Here is a 19,319-nt window from a genome sequence, read left to right as displayed (position 1 = left end):
GGACTTCTAGTATACGAACTAACTTAAGGATATCTCTTTTCGTAGTCAAACTGGATTTCACATGCCCGACACAAGTTTATCAATAAAACCTTCACGTTATACATTCTCGCTCATCCAAACCGTTAGTGCTGTTTTTATTTCTATTCTCTTACTTGTCAGCTTTTTATCAATGGTCAGTATAAGAGGCATTGAGCGAGTGGGCGGATATTTCGATACGCTATCGGAACAGGCTTTACCGCTTGCGTTGCACAACGCTGAATTAACTCAGAGCGTATTAGAACAAGTCAAACTTCTCACTTACAGCACCCAATCAACGGACTTAGATACGCTAAATGCAACACGAGGATCTATTGTTCAACTTGCTTCCGAAAGTAACGCAACGCTAGAGGAACTCCTTTTTATCTCCCAATCTTTTCCTGATGCGATCTCTCTAGAACAACAACAGAACCTTATCGGCGATATGGCGCAACTGCAAACCATGACCAACACGGTTCTGCTAGCCCAGATTGAGATTCAAAATAAACAAAACCTGATCGACAGCAAAATGGGTGAGTTCCGTTACGGGGTTGGTTCGATCGGACCCGAAATGAACCGTATCAGTTCGTTTTTGGTGGAAGATAATCCAGAAGCTAGTGATGCAGCGAATCGTTTCACTTCAAGTGCTTCCGCAATGGCAAATACCTTCATGATGTTGATGATGCAATCTGACATCGAGAAAGCACAAGACGAATATCGCCAATTGAGAAACCAAATTGCTGGCCTTAACTTGGCTTACAGTGACTTTGCAGATTGGCACCCAGACATTGCTGAATTCGCAAGTCTAATTGCACCTTATGACATGGTCAAAGAGGGCTTCACTGAAGAAGGCGTTATCAAGCAACTGCTATTGAAATTAGAGTTAGTTCAACAACAAGAGCAAGATCTCGCTGAAGTTATTTCTTTAGCGAACACCGTCATCAACACACTCAACCAATTATCTTCTACCGCTTCTCAGTTGATTGATGAGAGCGAGCTAGTCGTTAATCAGACCATTACCAATATTGACCGCGTATTGTTTATCAGCGGCCTGGTGATCGCGGTAATCATCATGATTTCCTGGTTAGTGTTACGTCGCTGGGTCAACAAAGGCCTGAAAAATATTACTCAACAACTGAGCTTGCTTGCAGAGCATGATTTCTCAAAACAAAGTGCATTTGTTGGCCCATTAGAATTACAAGTGATTGCCTCAAAACTGAATACCGTTGTTGATTCAACAGCAGATTCCGTGCGCTTGGTGACACGTAACTGCGAAACGCTCTACCAAACCGCTGAAGTAAGTCATGACGCAGCGGAACAAACTAATTCGAGTCTGAATGAGCAAAACGAATCGTTACAGAACATGATTACAACCATAACTGAGCTTGAAGCTTCGATTGGCGAAATTGCACGCATTTCGAATGCATCCAATCACGACGCGCAACTTGCTGAAAACGAATCGGTAACTGGCAGCCAAGTTGTCGGACTCAATCAACAACGCCTGCAAGCTTTAGAACACACTTTGAGTATGAACGAAGAATCGATGACCGACCTCGATGGACGCGTTAAACAGATTCGTGAAATGGTCGACGTGATCAGCGGTATTGCAGAAAATACTAACTTGCTGGCATTGAACGCCGCAATCGAAGCTGCGCGAGCTGGTGAACAAGGGCGAGGCTTTGCCGTGGTTGCCGATGAAGTCAGAAAATTAGCCAGTGGCACTTCTCAGCAAACAACTAATATTCGCAATATGATGAATGAATTGGTCGCTGCAGCTGGACGTTCTCGCTCGGCGGTGACTGAATCTCGAAGCGAAATGGCCAATGCGATGCAAACCAGTGGTGATGTTAAGCAAGCTTTTGAAAAAATAGAAGTTGCAGTGAGTCAGATTAAAGGGCGAGTCGAGCAAATCATGGTGGCGACTGAACAGCAGGCACGCGCCACTGTTGATGTTACACATTCAATTACCCGAGTATCAGAGCAGGGGGAAGATACCAAATTGCAGCTAGAATCTATGATTGAAAGCTCTGAACAAGTCGCCGAGATAGCAGGGTATCAACAAGCCATGCTTCACAAGTACCAGTTGCAAGCTCAAAAGTAGAAACGTTCACTGCTGTTTCTTGATGAATATTGAACGAATACCAAGCATGATAGGGTTTACGCAAAAGGTACAGTACGAGACTCTACCTTTTATTTTTTACATTATTTACCTGTGTATTTGAGCTTCTCTATATCGGTAACATAGGCATTATTTGTTGGAAAAAGATGAGTGAGGCAACACCACTGATCACAACCCAAATCAGATCAAAACGAAGGCTAACAAGCGTACAAACAATCGCAGCCAAAACCTTTGGATTGTGAAGATCGAATTCCATTTCAGGCCCCGCACCTAAAATCTCCACAGCAATGATCGCAGGTAAAACCGTAACGGGAACAAAGCGCAGCGTTTTTTTAAAACGCTCCGACATCTCAAACTTGCCCGCCATACCAATCACAGAGAAACGAATGATGAAGGTTGCTGCCGCCATCGCTAAAGTAATAAGAATAAAAGTCGTTGTATTCATAGTTATGCCACTCCGCTTTCTTCGATTAGTAAACCAGTTTGTGTTGTTTCTTGTTCTCCTTTCTCTGTCGATAGATCCATACGATACCCCGCGTAAACGCCCACAACCGCTGCGATAACGAGACCAAGTGAGTAGGGTACTTCAGCCAGTAGAACGCCTGTGAATGTCGCAACGATGGCCGCCACAATGCACTCGCGACTTTTGACTTGCGGAATCACAATAGCAATGAAGGCTGCAACCATTGCGAAATCTAAACCATAGTTAGCAATTTCAGGGAACGAAGAACCAATCAGAGCTCCCAAGAAATCTGCTACGACCCAGTTAACCCAAAATCCGCCCATCGCGGCTAAATAGAACCAATGACGTCCTTCTTTTTCTGCCTTCATTTCATTGATTGTTACTGCGTAAACCTCGTCCGTTAGCCCGTAAGACATCAACATACGCATATGAATAGGATATTCCTTCATGTGTTCAGACATGGATGCGCTATAGAGTATGTGACGAAGGTTGATAATAAAAGTGGTAAACATGATAACGACGATGCTCGCCGACGATTGAACTAAGCCTAGTGCGACCATTTGCGATGAACCCGCAAACACAGTGAATGACCACAAAGTGCTCTGAGTAACACTCATTCCTGCCGTAATACTGATTACCCCGACTATGAATGAAAATGGAAATGCGCCTACGCACAACGGAAAGATGGCACGTAGCCCTGTCTGTATTTGTTGTTTACTCATGACTGCTCACCCTAAATTAAAAAATCAAATTTATTTGCAAATTATGGTTAGAATCGTATTGGTGATTAATTTATTTTTCAAACACAGATTAAAATTTATTTGATTTAGATCGGTATTCTTGGGTCAAACAAAAATAGGGGGTGCAATAAATTCTTTTAATTCAATTGTTTAGTTCTTATTTCATTTTTGGTATCTTTGATTATTCTTTTTGAGTTGATTTTATTGCAACTATTTTTGCATTTTATGGTTTTCAATGGTTAAACTGTAGTTGAAATATTTAGGCAACTAAGAACAGGATTAAACATGAAAGAAATCATTACAGCAGATAAAGCACCTGAAGCTATCGGACCTTACTCACACGGCAACGCGATGGGTAACCTAGTTTTTACATCAGGCCAATTGCCTGTATGTAAAGAAAAGGGCGGCGTAGTGGAAGGCGATGTTAGCGAACAATCCCGCCAGTCGTTGCTTAACCTTCAATATGTTTTACAAGCGGCAGGCAGTAACCTAGACGCTGTACTCAAAACAACATGTTACTTATCAGACATTAACGATTTTGCTGCGTTCAACGAGGTCTATAAAGAGTTCTTTGAAACGGATTGTCCTGCTCGTAGCTGCTTTGCAGTGAAGGATCTTCCTCTCGGTGTGAAAATCGAAATTGAAGCAATTGCTGGTCGTAAGTAGCTGGTCGTAAATAATTGAAGAATAGTGTGAGGTCCTTACCATGAAACAACAATGGCAGCAGTATAAAGAGATTTTAAATACCGTAGTTAAACCCGCTCTTGGCTGCACAGAACCCATCTCCGCAGCTTACGCTTGTTCAGTTGCGGCCAAGATGCTTGTGGGTACATCGGATAAAGTTCGAGTGTATGTATCGGATAATTTATACAAAAACTCTATGGGCGTGTTTGTTCCGGGAACAGGAAAAATCGGCTTACCTATTGCTGCAGCTGTTGGTGCAATTGGTGGGGACCCACACGCTGGTTTAGAAGTTCTAGCGAAGATCACCGCACAAGATGTCGATAAAGCTCAGGCACTCATTGATGCAGGGCAAGTGAGCGCACATCGTAAAGATGTCGATGAATTCATTTATTGTTATGCTGAAGTTGAGTCTGAAGGACAAATCGCGACGGTTGAAATCAGCGGTGGTCATACTCAGATCATCACCAAGGCCTTAAATGGTACGGTTCTATTCAGTCAAGATTGCGACCAAACGGTATCTACAGGATCGATTTGTGAAGGGATAGATATTGATATTGGCAGTATCTATAACTATGCCACGAGTGCAGACTTCGAAGATATTCAGTTTATTTTGGAAGCCTCTGAACTTAACGGCAAGCTGTCGCAACAAGGCCTTGACCACGCGTATGGACTCGAGGTTGGTCGGACCATGGAACAAGGTATCCAACTTGGTTTAATGAGCGAAGATCTTGTGAACAGCATCGTTATGCAAACCGCAGCGGCGTCTGACGCTCGTATGGGCGGTGCGACACTACCAGCGATGAGTAACTTTGGTAGTGGTAACCAAGGTATTGCTGCAACAATACCTGTTGTTGTGATTGCCAAGCACTTTAAATCATCACAAGAGCAATTGGCGCGTGCGCTGATCATGAGCCATCTTGGTGCCATTTACATCAAGTCGTACTATCCACCGCTTTCTGCTTTTTGTGGCAACACAGTCACCAGTGCAGCTGCTGCGATGGCGATGGTGTACCTTGCTAAAGGCTCATTTGAGCAAGGTTGTTATTCAATTCAGAACGTTCTAAGTGATTGCTCTGGGATGGTTTGTGATGGTGCGAAATCGACTTGTGCGATGAAGGTAAAAACCTCAACCAGTGCGGCGGTAAATGGCTTCTTAATGGCGATGCGATGTAATGAAGCTCATAACCAAGGCATTGTTGCTAATGATGTCGAGACCAGTATCCGCAATATTGGAAAATTGGTTACCGCTGGTATGAGTGTTACAGACTCAACGATTATTGATATAATGTCAGCGTAATCGAACTTATTAGAATAAAACAAACCGCTTGGTATTTTTACTTAGCGGTTTTTTCACCAGAGAGGAAGGACTCAGTGTTTGAATTAGCTCAAAGTGATTATGATATTTTGCACTCAATCGAAAACATCGTTGACGGTATTGCTGCAATGTATGGCGAGCATACGGAAGTGTTATTGCACAGTTTAGATGTTCGCAACCCTTCGATTATCAAAATCGCGAACAGTCATGTCACCGGTCGAGACGTAGGCGCGCCGATTACCAACTTAGCGCTAATGAAGCTGACTCAAGGTAAAGATGTGTCGGGCGCCTATATGACAAAATGTCCCGATGGCAAAACCTTACGTTCTATGACGACGATAATTCGAAATCCTCAACAGAAAGCCATCGGTTTGTTATGTATCAACACCAACCTCGATGCGCCATTCCAAGAAGTGATGCATTCACTGGTTCCTTGTTTGCTTCCACACTTAGAAAGGCCTCAAACAACGCCTGAAACTTTTGCCCGCAGTAATGAAGAGATGATGCACAGCTCAATTGAAACCGTGCGAGAGCAGGTGACGAGTGATCCTGAGGTTGCACCATCGAAGAAGAGTCGTGAGATTGTGACGCGATTACATGAAATGGGTATTTTCGATTTGAAAGACAGTGCGCAAATAGCAGCAAAAGGGCTGGATATCTCGATCCACACCATTTATCGCTATCTACGCGAACTAAAAGCGTAACGTTTGGCTCGAGTTTGCTGTCTAGTTTTTAGTTTTCTGGTTGTATCTAAATGGCTGGGTGATCAGTTTATCCAGTCGCTGCTCTTTTCCATCGCGTATTTCTGGAACACCAATATTGACCTTGTCATGACCAAGTTTAGGTTGAGTGCGATAGGTTTTAAACCAAATGTCCCACACCGACAAGAAGAAACCGAAGTTCGAATGGGTTTCTTTAACAATGACGGAATGGTGAACACGGTGCATGTCGGGCGTGACAATCACTTTACGTAACTGTTTATCCAGCCATAGAGGCAATCGGCCGTTGCTGTGGTTGAACATGGCACTCACATTTAATACCACTTCGAAGGTCAACACCGCTAATGCCGGAACGCCGAGTACGAAAATCAGAGCGACTTTAATCAACATCGATAAGATCATCTCAATCGGATGAAAGCGTGTACCCGTTGTCACATCGATATCGAGATCAGCATGATGAACTCTGTGTAGTTTCCACAGCAAGGGGATTCGATGAAAGACCAAGTGTTGTGTATAGATTGCTAAGTCCAACAACACGATACACAAAAATACGGTGATTTCAAAAGGCAATGAGATGGTGTTAAACAGACCCAACTGATTTTGCTCGGTAATGAACGCAGCTTGAAAGGCCGCAACAGGTACTAATGTCGCCATTAAAACACTGTTAAGAGCCATCAAAGATAAGTTATTCCCCCAACGAAACCATTTGCTTTGAGTCAGCTTTTTTCTAGGGGCTCTATACTCCCACAACGCACACATGATGAAAGCGGCGATAAAACAAACAAGGCGTAGTAGTTCTGGGTCCTGCATAAGAATTCCTTCTATCATTATGAAGCCACTGTAAGTACAATCGTGCCACTTTTCTAGTTCTATCTGTCGTTATTGTCCATGAGAATCCACGCTTTCCACCGTTTATACCAACACCGTTTATCCATTGCCACTAAGCCATTTAATGCACGCGGTTGTAAAGTAGTGCGATGCGAGTATTGCAAAATCAAACAAGACAGCTGTATCTGCGAGCATCAACCAAACATAGATACGAACGTCGCCACCATGTTGATCTTGTCAGATAACGAAATCTTGAAACCAAGCAATACTGGGCGACTCATTGTCGACACGGTTAAGGACAGCTATGCATACCTTTGGCATCGTACTGAGCCAAATCAAGAGATGTTGGAAGTCCTCAAAGATGACCAATACCAACCCGTGATCGTATTCCCTGAAGATTATACCGACGACAAAACACGCGTGGTTCAAGACCTGCCAGAAATGCGTGACCCAAACAAAACGTTATTGCTGATTTTCATTGATGGCAGCTGGCGTGAAGCACGACGTATCTTTCGTCGTTCAGAGTATCTGCAAGGTTTACCTGTGCTTTCGATTGAGCCTGAATCAGTTTCTCAATACATGATGCGTAAGTCAGACAACGAACAACACCTTTCTACTGCAGAAGTCGCGAGCTTAGTGCTAAAGCAAGCAGGTGAAGTGCAGGGTGCTAAGACTTTACAGCTATGGTTTGAAGCATTTCGAGAAAGCTACATGCTAAGTAAGACGCGTTATAAGTCAGATCCGACCAAACCTAGCCTGAACACTTTCATAGAACACAGTAAAAGTGAGACGTCACTCTAACCTTTAACCGCTTTGTGCTGACTTGTTGTTCAAACAGACTCGATCATGAGATAAGTTTGTTATCTATCACGGTTTGTAGGGGGAGTGTTATGGATAATGCTCCTTAGTTGTTTAATTTAAAAATTTTATTTGCCCGAATTTAGGGAAAAATTGGAGAGATTTCATGTATTACGGCTTCGATGTTGGCGGCACAAAAATTGAGTTTGGTGCATTCAATGAGAAACTTGAGCGAGTAGCAACAGAGCGTGTTCCTACACCAACAGGCGATTATCAATTACTGCTTGATACGATTGCTGGCTTGGTTAAAAAATACGACAGCGAATTCTCTTGCGAAGGCAAAATTGGCCTTGGTCTTCCTGGCATGGAAAACGCTGACGACGGCACAATGCTGGTTGTTAACGTACCAGCTTCAACAGGCAAGCCACTACGTAAAGACTTAGAAGCGCTTATTGGTCGTAGTGTGAAAATCGAGAACGATGCGAACTGTTTTGCGCTTTCAGAAGCATGGGATGATGAACTTAAAGATGAACCATCAGTGGCTGGCCTAATTCTAGGTACTGGCTTCGGTGGCGGTTTAGTTTATGAAGGTAAGGTTTTCTCTGGTCGTAACCACGTTGCAGGCGAGCTCGGCCATATGCGTCTTCCTATTGATGCATGGTTCCACCTTGGCGACAACGCACCGCTATTAGGTTGTGGTTGTGGTAAAAAAGGTTGTTTAGACAGCTACTTATCAGGTCGTGGCTTCGAATTAATTTATGAGCACTACTTCGGTGAGAAGAAGAAAGCGATTAAAATCATCCAAGCATACAACGAAGGTGAAGCAAAAGCGGCTCAGCACGTAGATCGCTTCATGGAGCTATTGGCTATCTGTTTTGCGAACCTGTTTACCGGTCTTGACCCACATGTTGTTGCATTAGGTGGCGGTCTTTCAAACTTCGAACTTATCTACGAAGAAATGCCAAAGCGCATACCTAAGTACCTACTGTCTGTAGCGAAGTGTCCTAAGATCATCAAAGCGAAACACGGTGATTCAGGCGGTGTTCGTGGCGCTGCATTCCTTAACATTAAGTAATCGCAACTTAACGTTAAAAGCATCAATAAAATGCCGCAATCTCGAAAGAGGTTGCGGCATTTTTTATTGTTCGGTGTTTTCGTTTCTTTAGAACTTAGCTCTTAACTTCTTAGCTCTCAAGTGAAAACGAAAAGCTAGAAACTACAGATCGAGAAAAAGAAGCCAGAGGGCTTACTTCTTCTTTTTGCCAACACCAAGGTTGTCTTTTTGCTTCAACGTAAGCTTAGTAAAGCCAAGCTTACGGAAATAGTTATCTTGATAGTTACGAACCGCTTTAGTATCAGAAATAAACTCAAGCTGTTGCTCAGTTTTTAGATACTCGGTGATGTCGATACCTTCAGCTGCAGCAACAGCTTCTTGGATCGTTCGGTGTTCTTGTTTCGAAAACAGTAACTCTTTGTCTTCGTCTTTGTAAGTGTACAGAATGGTACGAGCCATGATGCTCTCCAATAGAATTATTACTTTGCGCGCACTCTACATAAAAACAGTACGTGGCTCAAGGTTATGATAAAAAATCTTAAGATTATCGTTCTAACGTTTAGCGTAATTTAAGCTATTGTCTTTTAGGCAACGAACAGGTGGTCTTTCACGAAACGAAAAGAACAAAAAGCCCCTTAACATCAAAACTTGATAGAAGGGGCTTCATCTATGTTTTGGCGAAGATCTTCCAAATCAATTAAAAAGCAGCTAAGTCAATTAAAGATCTGGTAAATCAATTTAGGTCTCATTGAACCTTAAATTAAACACGCCCTTGAAGTGGAATAACCGTTACCGTCTCACCAATTTTCACTGTATCAACCGCTGGCGATATTTCGATTAAGCAGTTCGCTTCGCTCATCGAACGCAGAATACCTGAACCTTGCTTACCGGTTGTTTTCACTTCAAGCACACCGGATTCGTTCATCGAGAACACACCGCGGCTGAACTCAGTACGACCTTGACGAGATCGTAATTGCTCAGTCGCTACCGCGTTCGCTTTCACTGGTGTCCAGTTGGTTTGACCTTGTAGCTTACGAATAGCTGGTTCAACAAAGTTAATGAACGACACCATAACGGCAACTGGGTTGCCCGGTAAACCGAAGAAAGGTTTGTCTTCAATTTTCCCGTAAGCAAGAGGGCGACCCGGACGCATGTTGATACGCCAGAAGTTAATCTCACCCAACTTATCTAATGCGAGTTTGATGTAGTCAGCATCACCGACAGACACGCCACCTGAAGTCAGAACCATGTCGGTTTCTAACGACGCAGCATGAAGTAGATCCATCATCTTTTGTTCGTCATCTTCAATGATGCCGTAGTCAACAATGTCACAACCTAGCTTCTGAAGCATGCCGATGATAGTAAAACGGTTCGAGTCGTAGATAGAGTTCGGCTTCTGCTCACTACCGGGTGCTTGAACTTCATCACCCGTCGAGAACACGCCGACTTTTACTTTACGTAGAACAGGGCAGCTACCAAAACCCAGTGACGCCATCATGCCCATTTCTGGTGCTTCGATTCGTGTACCACGAGTAAAAACAGGTTGACCGATTTCTAAATCTTCACCCGCCATGCGGACATTTTGTCCTACAGAGATTTTAGCGTCTGGGAAGCTAACTGATTCACCTTCTTGAACGGCTTGCTCACGCATCAGAACCACATCAACACCTTCAGGCATTGGAGCGCCCGTCATGATCTTAACGGCTTCACCTTTTTGAACGGTTCTATCGTAGCTATGGCCAGCCATGACTTCAGCAACCAGTTGGTAACTATTCAACTCTAAATCTTCACTGCGGATTGCGTAGCCATCCATCGCAGAGTTGGTGTTTTGAGGCACATTGATTGGCGAGATGACATCTTCAGCCAATACGCGACCGTAGACTTTTTCTAACGCCACTGATTCAGTGAGAACCAACGCATCAATACTATCGACGATCTTTTGCTGACCTTGTGTAACGCTTAGACCAGCAGGAGAGAAGGAATCACAACACACAACAGGTGTATCGTCTTTTGAAGATGAACACGACGCGGTTTTGCTTGTTGTCGATGAAGGATTGAATGACTGAGCATATTCGATGATGAAATCACGAATCGCTTCTAAGTCGCTGATCGCCATTTGTGGCAAGTCTGATTCAACTTGGCTGTCCGCAGCAATCGCAATAATGTTGTCATCGTTTGGATATAGCCAAGGCTTACCGACTTCGTCTCTGTGCAGTTCAATTTTTGGGAAGGCGATGTTCTTGCAGCCTTCAACCAGAATCAAGTCCAGCGTGTTGGTATCAAAGCGTGTCAGAAGGTAATCAAAGTCAGCTTCGGCTTCTGGCGTTTCTGTCATCATCACGTGACGGTTACGCGAAGCGATCAGCATTTGATTTGCACCCGCTTTACGTAGGCGGTAGCTGTCTTTACCTGGCTTATCGACATCGAAATCGTGGTGAGCATGTTTAAGAACACCCACTTTTAAACCCGCATTAGTCAGCAGAGGCAGCAACGCTTCAAGTACGGTTGTTTTGCCTGTGCCGCTGTAAGCAGCAAAACCCAATAAAGGAAGGTTAGGGCGTTGTCTTGAATCTTTCATAATTGAAGCGTTCCAAATTGGGTGAGTTCTTCTGGCGTATTGAGATTAACAAAGCAGTTAGGCGCGTCGCTAAAGTCTACGTACTCAGTCACACACTCTTTGTATAACAAGATGATCTTGCGGTCGCCACGCTCTAAAAACGCTTCTAACTTTGGAAGAACACGTTTGTGGAACAGGGTGAATACAGGTTGCTTAAATTCGCCATCGTGAGCCACTAGAATATCGCTGTCTTCTTTTACTGCAGCACAAAAACGTTCAACAAGGTCGTCACTGATTTGAGGGCTGTCGCAAGGAACAAAGCCAACCCAATCTGTAGCCGCGTTTTTAAGGCCAGCATGAATGCCACCCAAAGGACCTGGATAATCAGGAAATGAATCGGAAACAACCGGAGCAAATGCTTGGTAACTGTCGAGGTTACGATTGGCATTGATGGTAATGCTGACATCTTGTTGTGACAGCTTGTCTATAACGTATTGAATAAGCGGAGAACCGTTGAGCTTAACGAGTCCTTTATCTTTTCCGCCCATACGACTGGCTTGTCCGCCAGCCAAAATAACCCAACTAGTTTGCGTTGGAAGCAGCATAAATATTCTCTTGTGCTTTGTTCTTTTTAATAACTTGCAGAAGCGGTGATTCAGTCAAAGTGTTGTCTTTGAGCCACCACTGCTTCTTACATAAATTGGTTAACGCGTTAGTTTGGTGGCTAGTGATGACCAAACTCGCGCCTCTCTGAAGAAGATCTTCGGCCATAATGACCAGTCTTTCAATAGATTCTTTGTCTAAAGAAGCACTTGGTTCGTCCATCAGCAAGATTGAAGGCTTGAGAATCCAAGCTCGTGCCATTGCTACGCGTTGACGCTCACCACCAGACAAAACAGAAATGTGCTCGTCTGCTAGGGTTTCTAAACCTACCATTCTCAACGCATTAATTATTTGAGCTCGCTTATCTTTTTGGCTCTCTTTATTAAAGCGAATGCCATAAGCGACATTTTGGTACACCGAACCATCAAAAAGGTAAGGGGTTTGGTGTAGATAGATGATGTCTTTAAATTTTAGCCTGGGAAACAAGCTATGTTGCCAACTTTGTGTCGGGGACTGAATACGACCAGAGCTCGGCTTGATCAATCCTGACAAAATTTTAAGTAGGGTCGTTTTGCCAACACCGTTGTCGCCTTTGAGATAAATCGCATCGTTAGGGCCGATCGACAGTTCTGGAATGTGGAACAAAACACGCTCTTTATAGCGCATTGAAATTTGCTGCGTTGTTATTTTTATACTCATGACAGCGTTCCTAAGTTCTCAAGTAGCCTTTTCCTCTCACACTGGAAAGGAAAAAGTTAAGGGCTAATGCCAATGCTAATAAAACCATACCAAGTGCCACACCTTGAGCAAATGCGCCTTTGTGACTTTCCATAGCAATAGCCGTTGGGATATTTCGTGTCATTCCCATAATGTTGCCGCCCACCATCATCGAACAACCGACTTCGGTTACGATACGTGAAAATGCCGCAATGGTCGCTGCCAACAGAGGGAATCGTGTTTCCCAAATTAAAGTACACGCGACCCGAGTGGTTGAGACTCCAAGAGTACGTGCCGTTTCTACTGCTCGGCGATCGCTGGCTTGCAGCGCGCCATGCATCATAGCAACCAGAATAGGGAAACAGATCTGCATCTGACCGAGAATCATAGCCCTCTGGGTGAACAGCAGTTGCCAATCACCAAGTGGGCCAGAACGAGAGAGCATCATGTACATCAACAAGCCAATCACCACAGTTGGTATCGCTTGTAAGGTGTTAATTACCGAAAGCAGCGCCCATTTACCGGGGAATTCGGTGTAAGCCAATAAGAAAGCCATAATGATTGCAGGAACAATCACCAGAGAAATGGCGGACAATGAAACGCTGAAGGATACCGCGACGATTTTCCACAGTTCGTGGTCAAAACTCACCAGTAGATTCATTGCATCAAGCGTTGTTTGCCATAGGGTCATGAAGTATCTCGTTTAAAGCGACAATAAGTCTTAAAAAGTAATGCTGATATTTGGGTAATAGCTGACACTGGGTTTGTGAAACAGGGTGAGTCAGCTATTGATTCTTTTCGAGTTCACTATTTACCCTGTAAGAATAGTGCAATGACGACTATTCGGCGCTAGCAACAAACAACTGTTTGCCGTGTAGCTTGAAGTCGTTAATCAGTTTTTGCCCTTTAGGGTTAACCAACCAATCACTGAACGTTTTCGCTGCTTGGTAATTGATGGTTGGGTAACGCTCTGGGTTTACTAGAATCACTTGGTATGGGTTGAATAGGTTCTTATCACCTTGGAACAATACTTTTAGGTCAAGTTTGTTTTGGTAAGCTAACCAGGTGCCACGGTCTGTCATGGTGTAGCCTTGCATTTTAGACGCCATGTTCAGAGTAGGGCCCATGCCTTGACCAACACTGCGGTAACCGCCGAAGTTTGGTTCCACTTTGGTTTGTGCCCAGATGCCCATCTCTTTTTTGTGAGTACCAGAATCGTCACCACGAGAAACGAACGTCACATTGTTCGTTGCAATCGCTTTGAACACATCAGCCACTGCTTTTTGAGATTCAATGTGTGCTGGGTCAGCTTGTGGGCCAACGATAACAAAATCGTTATACATCAGCTTACGAGGTAGAACGCCGTAGCCTTGTTCAACGAAATTCGCTTCTGCTTTTGGTGCATGAGTCATCACCAAATCGACGTCGCCGTTCTCACCCATACGAAGCGATTTACCCGTACCTGCCGCAAGAACGTCTACTTTAATACCAGAGTCTTTTTCGAACTTAGGTAATAAGTAGTCTAGTAGGCCAGAGTGATACGTGCTTGTTGTTGTCGCAAGTTTGATGTGGGTGGTGTCTTCTGCGCTGCTAGCCGAGTAACTGACGATAGATAAAGCGACAATAGTTAAGGGAATTGCTTTCATTATTATTATGTCCATTCTGTTATATATGAATGATACGCCTTCAACTTCAAGGGGCTCAAAGAAGGTCATGTTCATACGATGCTAATTTTTATAATTAGAAATCATCACCTTATAAGCAATGTTAGTGCCAATAAATAATGCGTCAGATCTCATTGAATTGCTGTTATTTCGAACGAAACTGCGTCTTTTGACCTCATAAATTAAAACAAAATATGAGCTAGGACAAAATGTCGCACATTGACCCTGTTGCGTAAAAGGTTAATTGGTACACTCTGTCCCAACTTTCCCTATCGGCTGATCATTATGTTTTTACCTAGTTCAAGCGCCTCTAACCTCAACTTCAACACATTGACTCAATATCAGGCATTTTCTGTCTTGGTGGTCGACGATGAAATTGGTATGCAGGCTATTCTTAAGAAAGCACTAGGTAAGTATTTTGGCAAGGTATCCAGGGCTTTGTTGCTTAATTCAGAGAGAAGGCATGCCTGCCCCATTGTGCTTAATTCTTAATCGATATACTGTGTTTCAGGCATACCAAGCCCTGTAAGCTTATTCAGGGCTTTAATCATAGCGTAAGTCTCGCCAACTTGAGCGTTGTAGTTCCTCAGGCTTAATTTCCCACCTAGCAGCTGTTTTACTCGGTACATCGCGGTCTCTGATAGAGAGCGCTTATGATAGCCATACCGCTCTTTCCAATACTTATTTGAGCCATATAACTTCTGGCAACCCACGGCGAGATTTCGGGGGTGACCACGCTCCCAGAAGGCAGCCCCTTCTCTTGGTGGGATGAGCGGAACAGCTCGCTTGATCCGTATGGCATCATGGCAATTCCTTGTGTCATAAGCGCCATCACCTGATATCTCAATGATTTTCCGACGTGTCTGATTAAGTAAGTTGGGGAGCACTTCGGCATCGGTTACGTTAGATAAGCTCAGCTCTGCTGCGACTATTTCGTGGGTGCTTGTATCTACTGCGATGTGCAGCTTACGCCAGACTCTTCGCTTCCCATCAGTTCCATGCTTCTTGACCTTCCATTCACCTTCGCCATAAACCTTGAGACCAGTGGCATCAATGGCTAGGTGTTGTATCGCACCTCTGGTTTTAGTTTTAAATGAAACCTCAACATCCTTAGATCGACGACTTATACAGGTGTAGTGTGGGCAAACCAGAGGGATGTTAGCCAGCTTAAAGACGGAGTCTAGAAAACCTTGCAGCGCTCTCAATGGCATAGAGAAAACGCGTTTCACCATCAGAGCGGTAGTAATGGCTAAGTCGCTGAATCGGCGAGGTCTACCACGCTTGCCTTGTTTGTTTTGCTTCCACTCGGCTAACGTCTCCTCATCAATCCAAAAAGTCAGAGAGCCACGGTTGATTAAGGCTTTATTATACTGCTTCCAGTTAGTTGTTTTGTAACGAGGTTTAGGCATGAGACTACGACGATTGATGGGTGTATCCGATCAGATCGTAGCTTCCTGATTTAGTTCCATCGATTTAAGCAACAAGGCCGGTATCCAGTGCCGGTTCGGTAGAAGAAGCCGAGGTTATACGTTGTAACGAGCACTTCGATTTGATCGTTCTAGATATCAATCTCCCTGGTCGTTCTGGCATTGAATGGGAAGAGGTATTCAACGACGCCGACAAACGCGCCGATGTTATTTTTATGACGGGTTATGCTGATCTCGAAATGACCATATCCGCACTTAAGCTTGGCGCCTCCGATTTTATTTTGAAGCCTTTCAACTTAGAACAGATGATAAAAGCCGTACTTCGCTGCATGGACAAGCGTCTAGACCAAAGAATGCAATACGCGTTGAAGCGCGATTTTAGCCGTCATATCAAAACCGAATTGATCGGCAACTCAGATAAAACCAAACAGCTTAAACAACTCATCAGTCAATTCGCCCCGTCAAGAGCATCGGTGTTAATCGAAGGTGAGTCGGGGACAGGTAAAGAGTTAGTTGCCCGTGGCGTACATGAAGCCAGCAAACGAACAGGGCCATTTGTTCCAATCAACTGTGGAGCGATTGCTCCTGAGCTTTTAGAAAGTGAATTGTTCGGCCACACCTCTGGTGCCTTTACTGGTGCAAAGAAAAACCGAGAAGGCTTATTTAGAGTCGCAAGTGGCGGCACATTGTTCCTTGATGAAATCGGGGAAATGCCACTGCCAATGCAAGCAGCGCTATTACGCGTGCTAGAGCAACGCGCAATTCGTCCGGTAGGCAGTGAGAAAGAGATCGCTGTCGATGTACGTGTTGTCGCAGCAACCAACCGAAATCTTCAGGAAGAGGTCGACAAAGGACACTTCCGACGCGATCTGTTCTACCGACTCAATGTACTCAAGATTGATGTCGTGCCATTAAGAGAGCGTCCATCGGATCTGATTGAGCTGGTACCATATTTCACTCATTTGTTATCGAGCGAGTTGGGTGTACCTGTTCCAAACTGGGCGCATGAAGATATCTTGGCGATGAACGAATACGAATGGCCAGGAAATATTCGTGAACTTAAAAACTTGGTCGAACGTTGCATCTTATTAGACAAGCCACCAGCTCACTATTGGCGTGAAATTAACGGCGACCCAGCGCCCACCAGTATTTCAGTGACGGTGTCACACGGTGCTGAGTTACCTAATTTGGATAACAATGATGCCGTTGAAGGTTATCCGAACACTTGGACGCTCAAAGATGTAGAGAAAGCGCATATAGAACAGTTGGTTAGTTTTCATGATGGAAACAAATCAGCTGCGTCTCGAGATCTTGGCGTTGCTCGTAAAACGTTAGAGCGTAAATACAAAGAGTGGAATACAGAAGGCTCTGAATATGCCGATTAGACGTCAGTGGTGGTCAAAGTGGGCGTTCCGATTCAGAACCATGGTGCGTTATCGCCTGCTATTTTTAACGTCTGCGCCGATCATCTTAACTTTATGTGCTCTGGTTGCGATCACTTTGTACTGGTCTGTTCATTACACATAGCAGGGCGCATTAATTGATGTTGATGAGCGTTTAGATGTTGCAGACAGCAGTATTCATCTGATTCAAAACCAACAGGCCTATAACGTTCAAGCCTTTGCCGAGTCTTACAACTTCCGAATCAAACTCGCGAGTGATATTTCGAAAAAAGAGCTCACACGCTGGGTATCTGAAAACAAATCTCGCTATGAACTTGATTTTCTACGCTGGCGCAGCGTCGAGAGCATGGAAAAGAAACTTGAATACCTCAACCTGACCCACAAAGAGTCATTCTTTAGTGTTCTAAGCCAAAACGAACTCAACGAACTAGACCAAAACCTTGCAAGGCAAGCCGAAGTCCCAATGCTCAATAGTCAAAATGTTGAAACTCGGGGTTTAGTTAGCCGCACCGTTGTGTCGATTCGAGACAAGAATGATCACGTGATTGGTTTTCTCGATGGCGGGATCCTGCTTAACAACAGCACGCAGTTAGTTGATCAGATCAGTAACCTAATTTATCCGCAACGCGATGGTTTTAATCGTCGTATTGGCACGGTCACGGTTTTCCTTAATGACCTTCGTGTGAGTACCAATGTGCCGCTGAGCAGTGAAGAAAGTGCAGGGCGCGCAATTGGTACTCGTGTTTCACATGAGGTTCACTCAAAAGTCTTAAATGAAGGTAAAGAGTGGCTAGATCGTGCTTACGTTTACGACGCTTGGTACATCAGCGCTTATCAACCAATTCATGACCAATTCGATAACGTCATCGGTATGATTTATACCGGTTATTTGATTTGGCTATTGGTGGAAACGTACTTAACCAACCTTGGTGAAATCAGCATTACGATTGTGCTGTTGTTACTGGCTTCTGGTTTGATCGTTCACCGTGGTGCGCGTGATCTTTTCAATCCTATTGAACGCATTCATAAAGTCGTGAAGCTTGTCCAGATGGGGCAAGACAAGCGAATTGGTACGTTGGGTTTAAACGACCAACACGAACTTACTTTGCTCGCTAAGCAATTCGACAAGATGTTGGATTTGCTGCACGAACGTAATCAAGAGATCCAACAAGCTGCTTCAGAACTCGAATGTAAGGTTCATTCTCGAACTGCTAGTTTGAAAGATAAAACCGAAGAACTCGAACGGCATATCAAGCTGTTGAATCAAGCTCAAGACAAGCTGGTGGTCAGTGAAAAACTAGCCGCGTTAGGTGAGTTAACCGCTGGCATTGCCCATGAGATTAATAACCCGACGGCGGTGATTCTTGGTAATGTCGAGTTGATGAAATTTGAACTCGGTGATGAAGTGGCTCGTGTAGACGAAGAAGTCCACGCGATCATGGAGCAGATCGACCGAATCCGAAATATCACACGAAGCCTGCTTCAATATAGCCGTCATGGTGGCGTACAAGATGAGATCACTTGGCAACACATCAATCCAATCGTTGATGAGAGTATTACGCTTGTCAAAACGGGGGCGAAGAAGAAAGGCATTGTGTACGTATCCCAACTGCACGCGAAAACGTCTGTCGAAGTCAATCGCAACCAATTGCTACAGATTCTGGTTAACCTACAGATGAATGCGATTCACGCTATGGACGGAAAAGGCACATTAACTATTTCAAGTGAAGACTGGGTTGAAAATGGCGTGTCTCATGGGGCGATTGTTCATGTTCAAGATGAAGGCTGTGGTATCAAAGAAGAACAATTGAAACGTATTTTCTCGCCTTTCTATACCACCAAACGAGACGGTACAGGCTTAGGTTTGTCGGTATCTCAAAGTATCTTGAGCCAAACGGGCGGCGAGATACGTGTTGAATCTGAAGTGGGCAAAGGGAGCCGCTTTAGTATCTATCTTCAACAAAAAGCCACACCTCAATTGCTAGTATCCAATCTATAAGTTCTAAGAACCAATTCACTGATATTATCATCCGATGATATTTCTAACGCGCTTGGACTGTTACATGAACGTTTCAGACCAAGCCCGAAAATTCCGCACTTTCAAACTATCACCCACTAAATTTCAACACCTGCCTGTTTGACGAGCACCTCCTTTTAGTTATGTAACAAAATGTATATCTTTCGGCCTTGATGCATATCATCTGAACTGTGTG

Annotated in this window: 16 protein-coding genes and 3 pseudogenes; 9 read left to right on the top strand and 10 right to left on the bottom strand. The window is 44.2% G+C overall.

The window, feature by feature from the left end; all coding sequences use genetic code 11:
- Positions 1–61 precede the first annotated feature (61 nt).
- Positions 62–2,116, top strand: coding sequence for a methyl-accepting chemotaxis protein (locus ACMAZD_RS09225; RefSeq protein ID WP_435247009.1), 2,055 nt, complete (start codon positions 62–64; stop codon positions 2,114–2,116).
- A 127-nt stretch (positions 2,117–2,243) separates the two neighbouring features.
- Here the strand turns inward: ACMAZD_RS09225 and ACMAZD_RS09220 are convergent, their stop codons facing one another.
- Positions 2,244–2,579: an AzlD domain-containing protein gene (locus ACMAZD_RS09220; protein WP_435247008.1), complete on the bottom strand. Its 336-nt coding sequence runs from the start codon at positions 2,577–2,579 to the stop codon at positions 2,244–2,246.
- A 2-nt stretch (positions 2,580–2,581) separates the two neighbouring features.
- Positions 2,582–3,319 (bottom strand): AzlC family ABC transporter permease, encoded by a 738-nt coding sequence (locus tag ACMAZD_RS09215; protein ID WP_435247007.1) that lies wholly within the window; start codon positions 3,317–3,319, stop codon positions 2,582–2,584.
- Positions 3,320–3,622: 303 nt separating this feature from the next.
- Between ACMAZD_RS09215 and ACMAZD_RS09210 the strand changes: the two genes are divergently transcribed.
- The 3 genes from ACMAZD_RS09210 (at position 3,623) to ACMAZD_RS09200 (ending at position 6,040) form a co-directional block, all read left to right on the top strand.
- Complete coding sequence (locus ACMAZD_RS09210) at positions 3,623–4,003, top strand: RidA family protein (protein WP_435247006.1); 381 nt, start codon at positions 3,623–3,625, stop codon at positions 4,001–4,003.
- Between the two features lie 40 nt (positions 4,004–4,043).
- Positions 4,044–5,318 (top strand): serine dehydratase subunit alpha family protein, encoded by a 1,275-nt coding sequence (locus ACMAZD_RS09205; protein ID WP_435247005.1) that lies wholly within the window; start codon positions 4,044–4,046, stop codon positions 5,316–5,318.
- Positions 5,319–5,392: 74 nt separating this feature from the next.
- Positions 5,393–6,040 carry a helix-turn-helix transcriptional regulator gene (locus ACMAZD_RS09200; protein ID WP_435247004.1) on the top strand — a complete coding sequence of 216 codons (648 nt, stop codon included), beginning with the start codon at positions 5,393–5,395 and terminating at the stop codon, positions 6,038–6,040.
- Between the two features lie 21 nt (positions 6,041–6,061).
- On the opposite strand, the gene ACMAZD_RS09195 is transcribed toward ACMAZD_RS09200, so the two are convergent.
- Positions 6,062–6,865: a sterol desaturase family protein gene (locus ACMAZD_RS09195; protein WP_435247003.1), complete on the bottom strand. Its 804-nt coding sequence runs from the start codon at positions 6,863–6,865 to the stop codon at positions 6,062–6,064.
- 72 nt (positions 6,866–6,937) lie between these two features.
- Between ACMAZD_RS09195 and ACMAZD_RS09190 the strand changes: the two genes are divergently transcribed.
- Together ACMAZD_RS09190 and nagK are read left to right on the top strand one after the other, a co-directional pair.
- The gene (locus ACMAZD_RS09190; protein ID WP_435247002.1) at positions 6,938–7,684 is read left to right on the top strand and encodes a tRNA-uridine aminocarboxypropyltransferase; all 747 of its coding nucleotides are present in this window, start codon (positions 6,938–6,940) and stop codon (positions 7,682–7,684) included.
- 163 nt (positions 7,685–7,847) lie between these two features.
- Complete coding sequence (nagK, locus tag ACMAZD_RS09185) at positions 7,848–8,756, top strand: N-acetylglucosamine kinase (RefSeq protein WP_435247001.1); 909 nt, start codon at positions 7,848–7,850, stop codon at positions 8,754–8,756.
- A gap of 171 nt (positions 8,757–8,927) precedes the next feature.
- Here the strand turns inward: nagK and ACMAZD_RS09180 are convergent, their stop codons facing one another.
- The 6 genes from ACMAZD_RS09180 to ACMAZD_RS09155 all read right to left on the bottom strand — a co-directional run bounded on the left by ACMAZD_RS09180 (position 8,928) and on the right by ACMAZD_RS09155 (position 14,258).
- A complete protein-coding gene (locus ACMAZD_RS09180) occupies positions 8,928–9,194 on the bottom strand; it encodes a DUF2960 family protein (RefSeq protein ID WP_004733780.1) in 267 nt (88 codons plus the stop codon).
- A 301-nt stretch (positions 9,195–9,495) separates the two neighbouring features.
- Entirely contained in the window at positions 9,496–11,313 is a 1,818-nt protein-coding gene (locus ACMAZD_RS09175; RefSeq protein ID WP_435247000.1) for a bifunctional molybdopterin-guanine dinucleotide biosynthesis adaptor protein MobB/molybdopterin molybdotransferase MoeA, read from the bottom strand.
- Positions 11,310–11,897, bottom strand: a complete 588-nt coding sequence (mobA, locus tag ACMAZD_RS09170; protein WP_372142298.1) for a molybdenum cofactor guanylyltransferase MobA — start codon at positions 11,895–11,897, stop codon at positions 11,310–11,312. The genes ACMAZD_RS09175 and mobA overlap by 4 nt, the downstream gene beginning before the upstream one ends.
- A complete protein-coding gene (locus tag ACMAZD_RS09165; protein ID WP_435246999.1) occupies positions 11,875–12,594 on the bottom strand; it encodes an energy-coupling factor ABC transporter ATP-binding protein in 720 nt (239 codons plus the stop codon). The genes mobA and ACMAZD_RS09165 overlap by 23 nt, the downstream gene beginning before the upstream one ends.
- A gap of 10 nt (positions 12,595–12,604) precedes the next feature.
- Positions 12,605–13,303: an ABC transporter permease gene (locus ACMAZD_RS09160; RefSeq protein WP_435246998.1), complete on the bottom strand. Its 699-nt coding sequence runs from the start codon at positions 13,301–13,303 to the stop codon at positions 12,605–12,607.
- Positions 13,304–13,451: 148 nt separating this feature from the next.
- Entirely contained in the window at positions 13,452–14,258 is an 807-nt protein-coding gene (locus tag ACMAZD_RS09155) for a substrate-binding domain-containing protein (RefSeq protein ID WP_435246997.1), read from the bottom strand.
- Positions 14,259–14,561: 303 nt separating this feature from the next.
- On the opposite strand from ACMAZD_RS09155, the pseudogene ACMAZD_RS09150 reads away from it, so the two are divergent.
- Positions 14,562–14,714: pseudogene (locus ACMAZD_RS09150) on the top strand (sigma-54-dependent Fis family transcriptional regulator); the annotation flags it as partial.
- Positions 14,715–14,764: 50 nt separating this feature from the next.
- Here the strand turns inward: ACMAZD_RS09150 and ACMAZD_RS09145 are convergent.
- The gene (locus tag ACMAZD_RS09145) at positions 14,765–15,685 is read right to left on the bottom strand and encodes an IS5 family transposase (protein ID WP_435246996.1); all 921 of its coding nucleotides are present in this window, start codon (positions 15,683–15,685) and stop codon (positions 14,765–14,767) included.
- A gap of 80 nt (positions 15,686–15,765) precedes the next feature.
- Between ACMAZD_RS09145 and ACMAZD_RS09140 the strand changes: the two are divergent.
- Together ACMAZD_RS09140 and ACMAZD_RS09135 are read left to right on the top strand one after the other, a co-directional pair.
- Positions 15,766–17,088, top strand: a pseudogene (locus ACMAZD_RS09140) (sigma-54-dependent transcriptional regulator); the annotation flags it as partial.
- Positions 17,078–19,105, top strand: a pseudogene (locus ACMAZD_RS09135) (sensor histidine kinase). The pseudogenes ACMAZD_RS09140 and ACMAZD_RS09135, both read left to right, overlap by 11 nt.
- Positions 19,106–19,319: the final 214 nt, after the last annotated feature.

The organism is Vibrio sp. nBUS_14, assembly GCF_051201655.1.
GTDB lineage: Bacteria > Pseudomonadota > Gammaproteobacteria > Enterobacterales > Vibrionaceae > Vibrio.
This window is presented reverse-complemented; position numbering and strand designations above follow the sequence as displayed.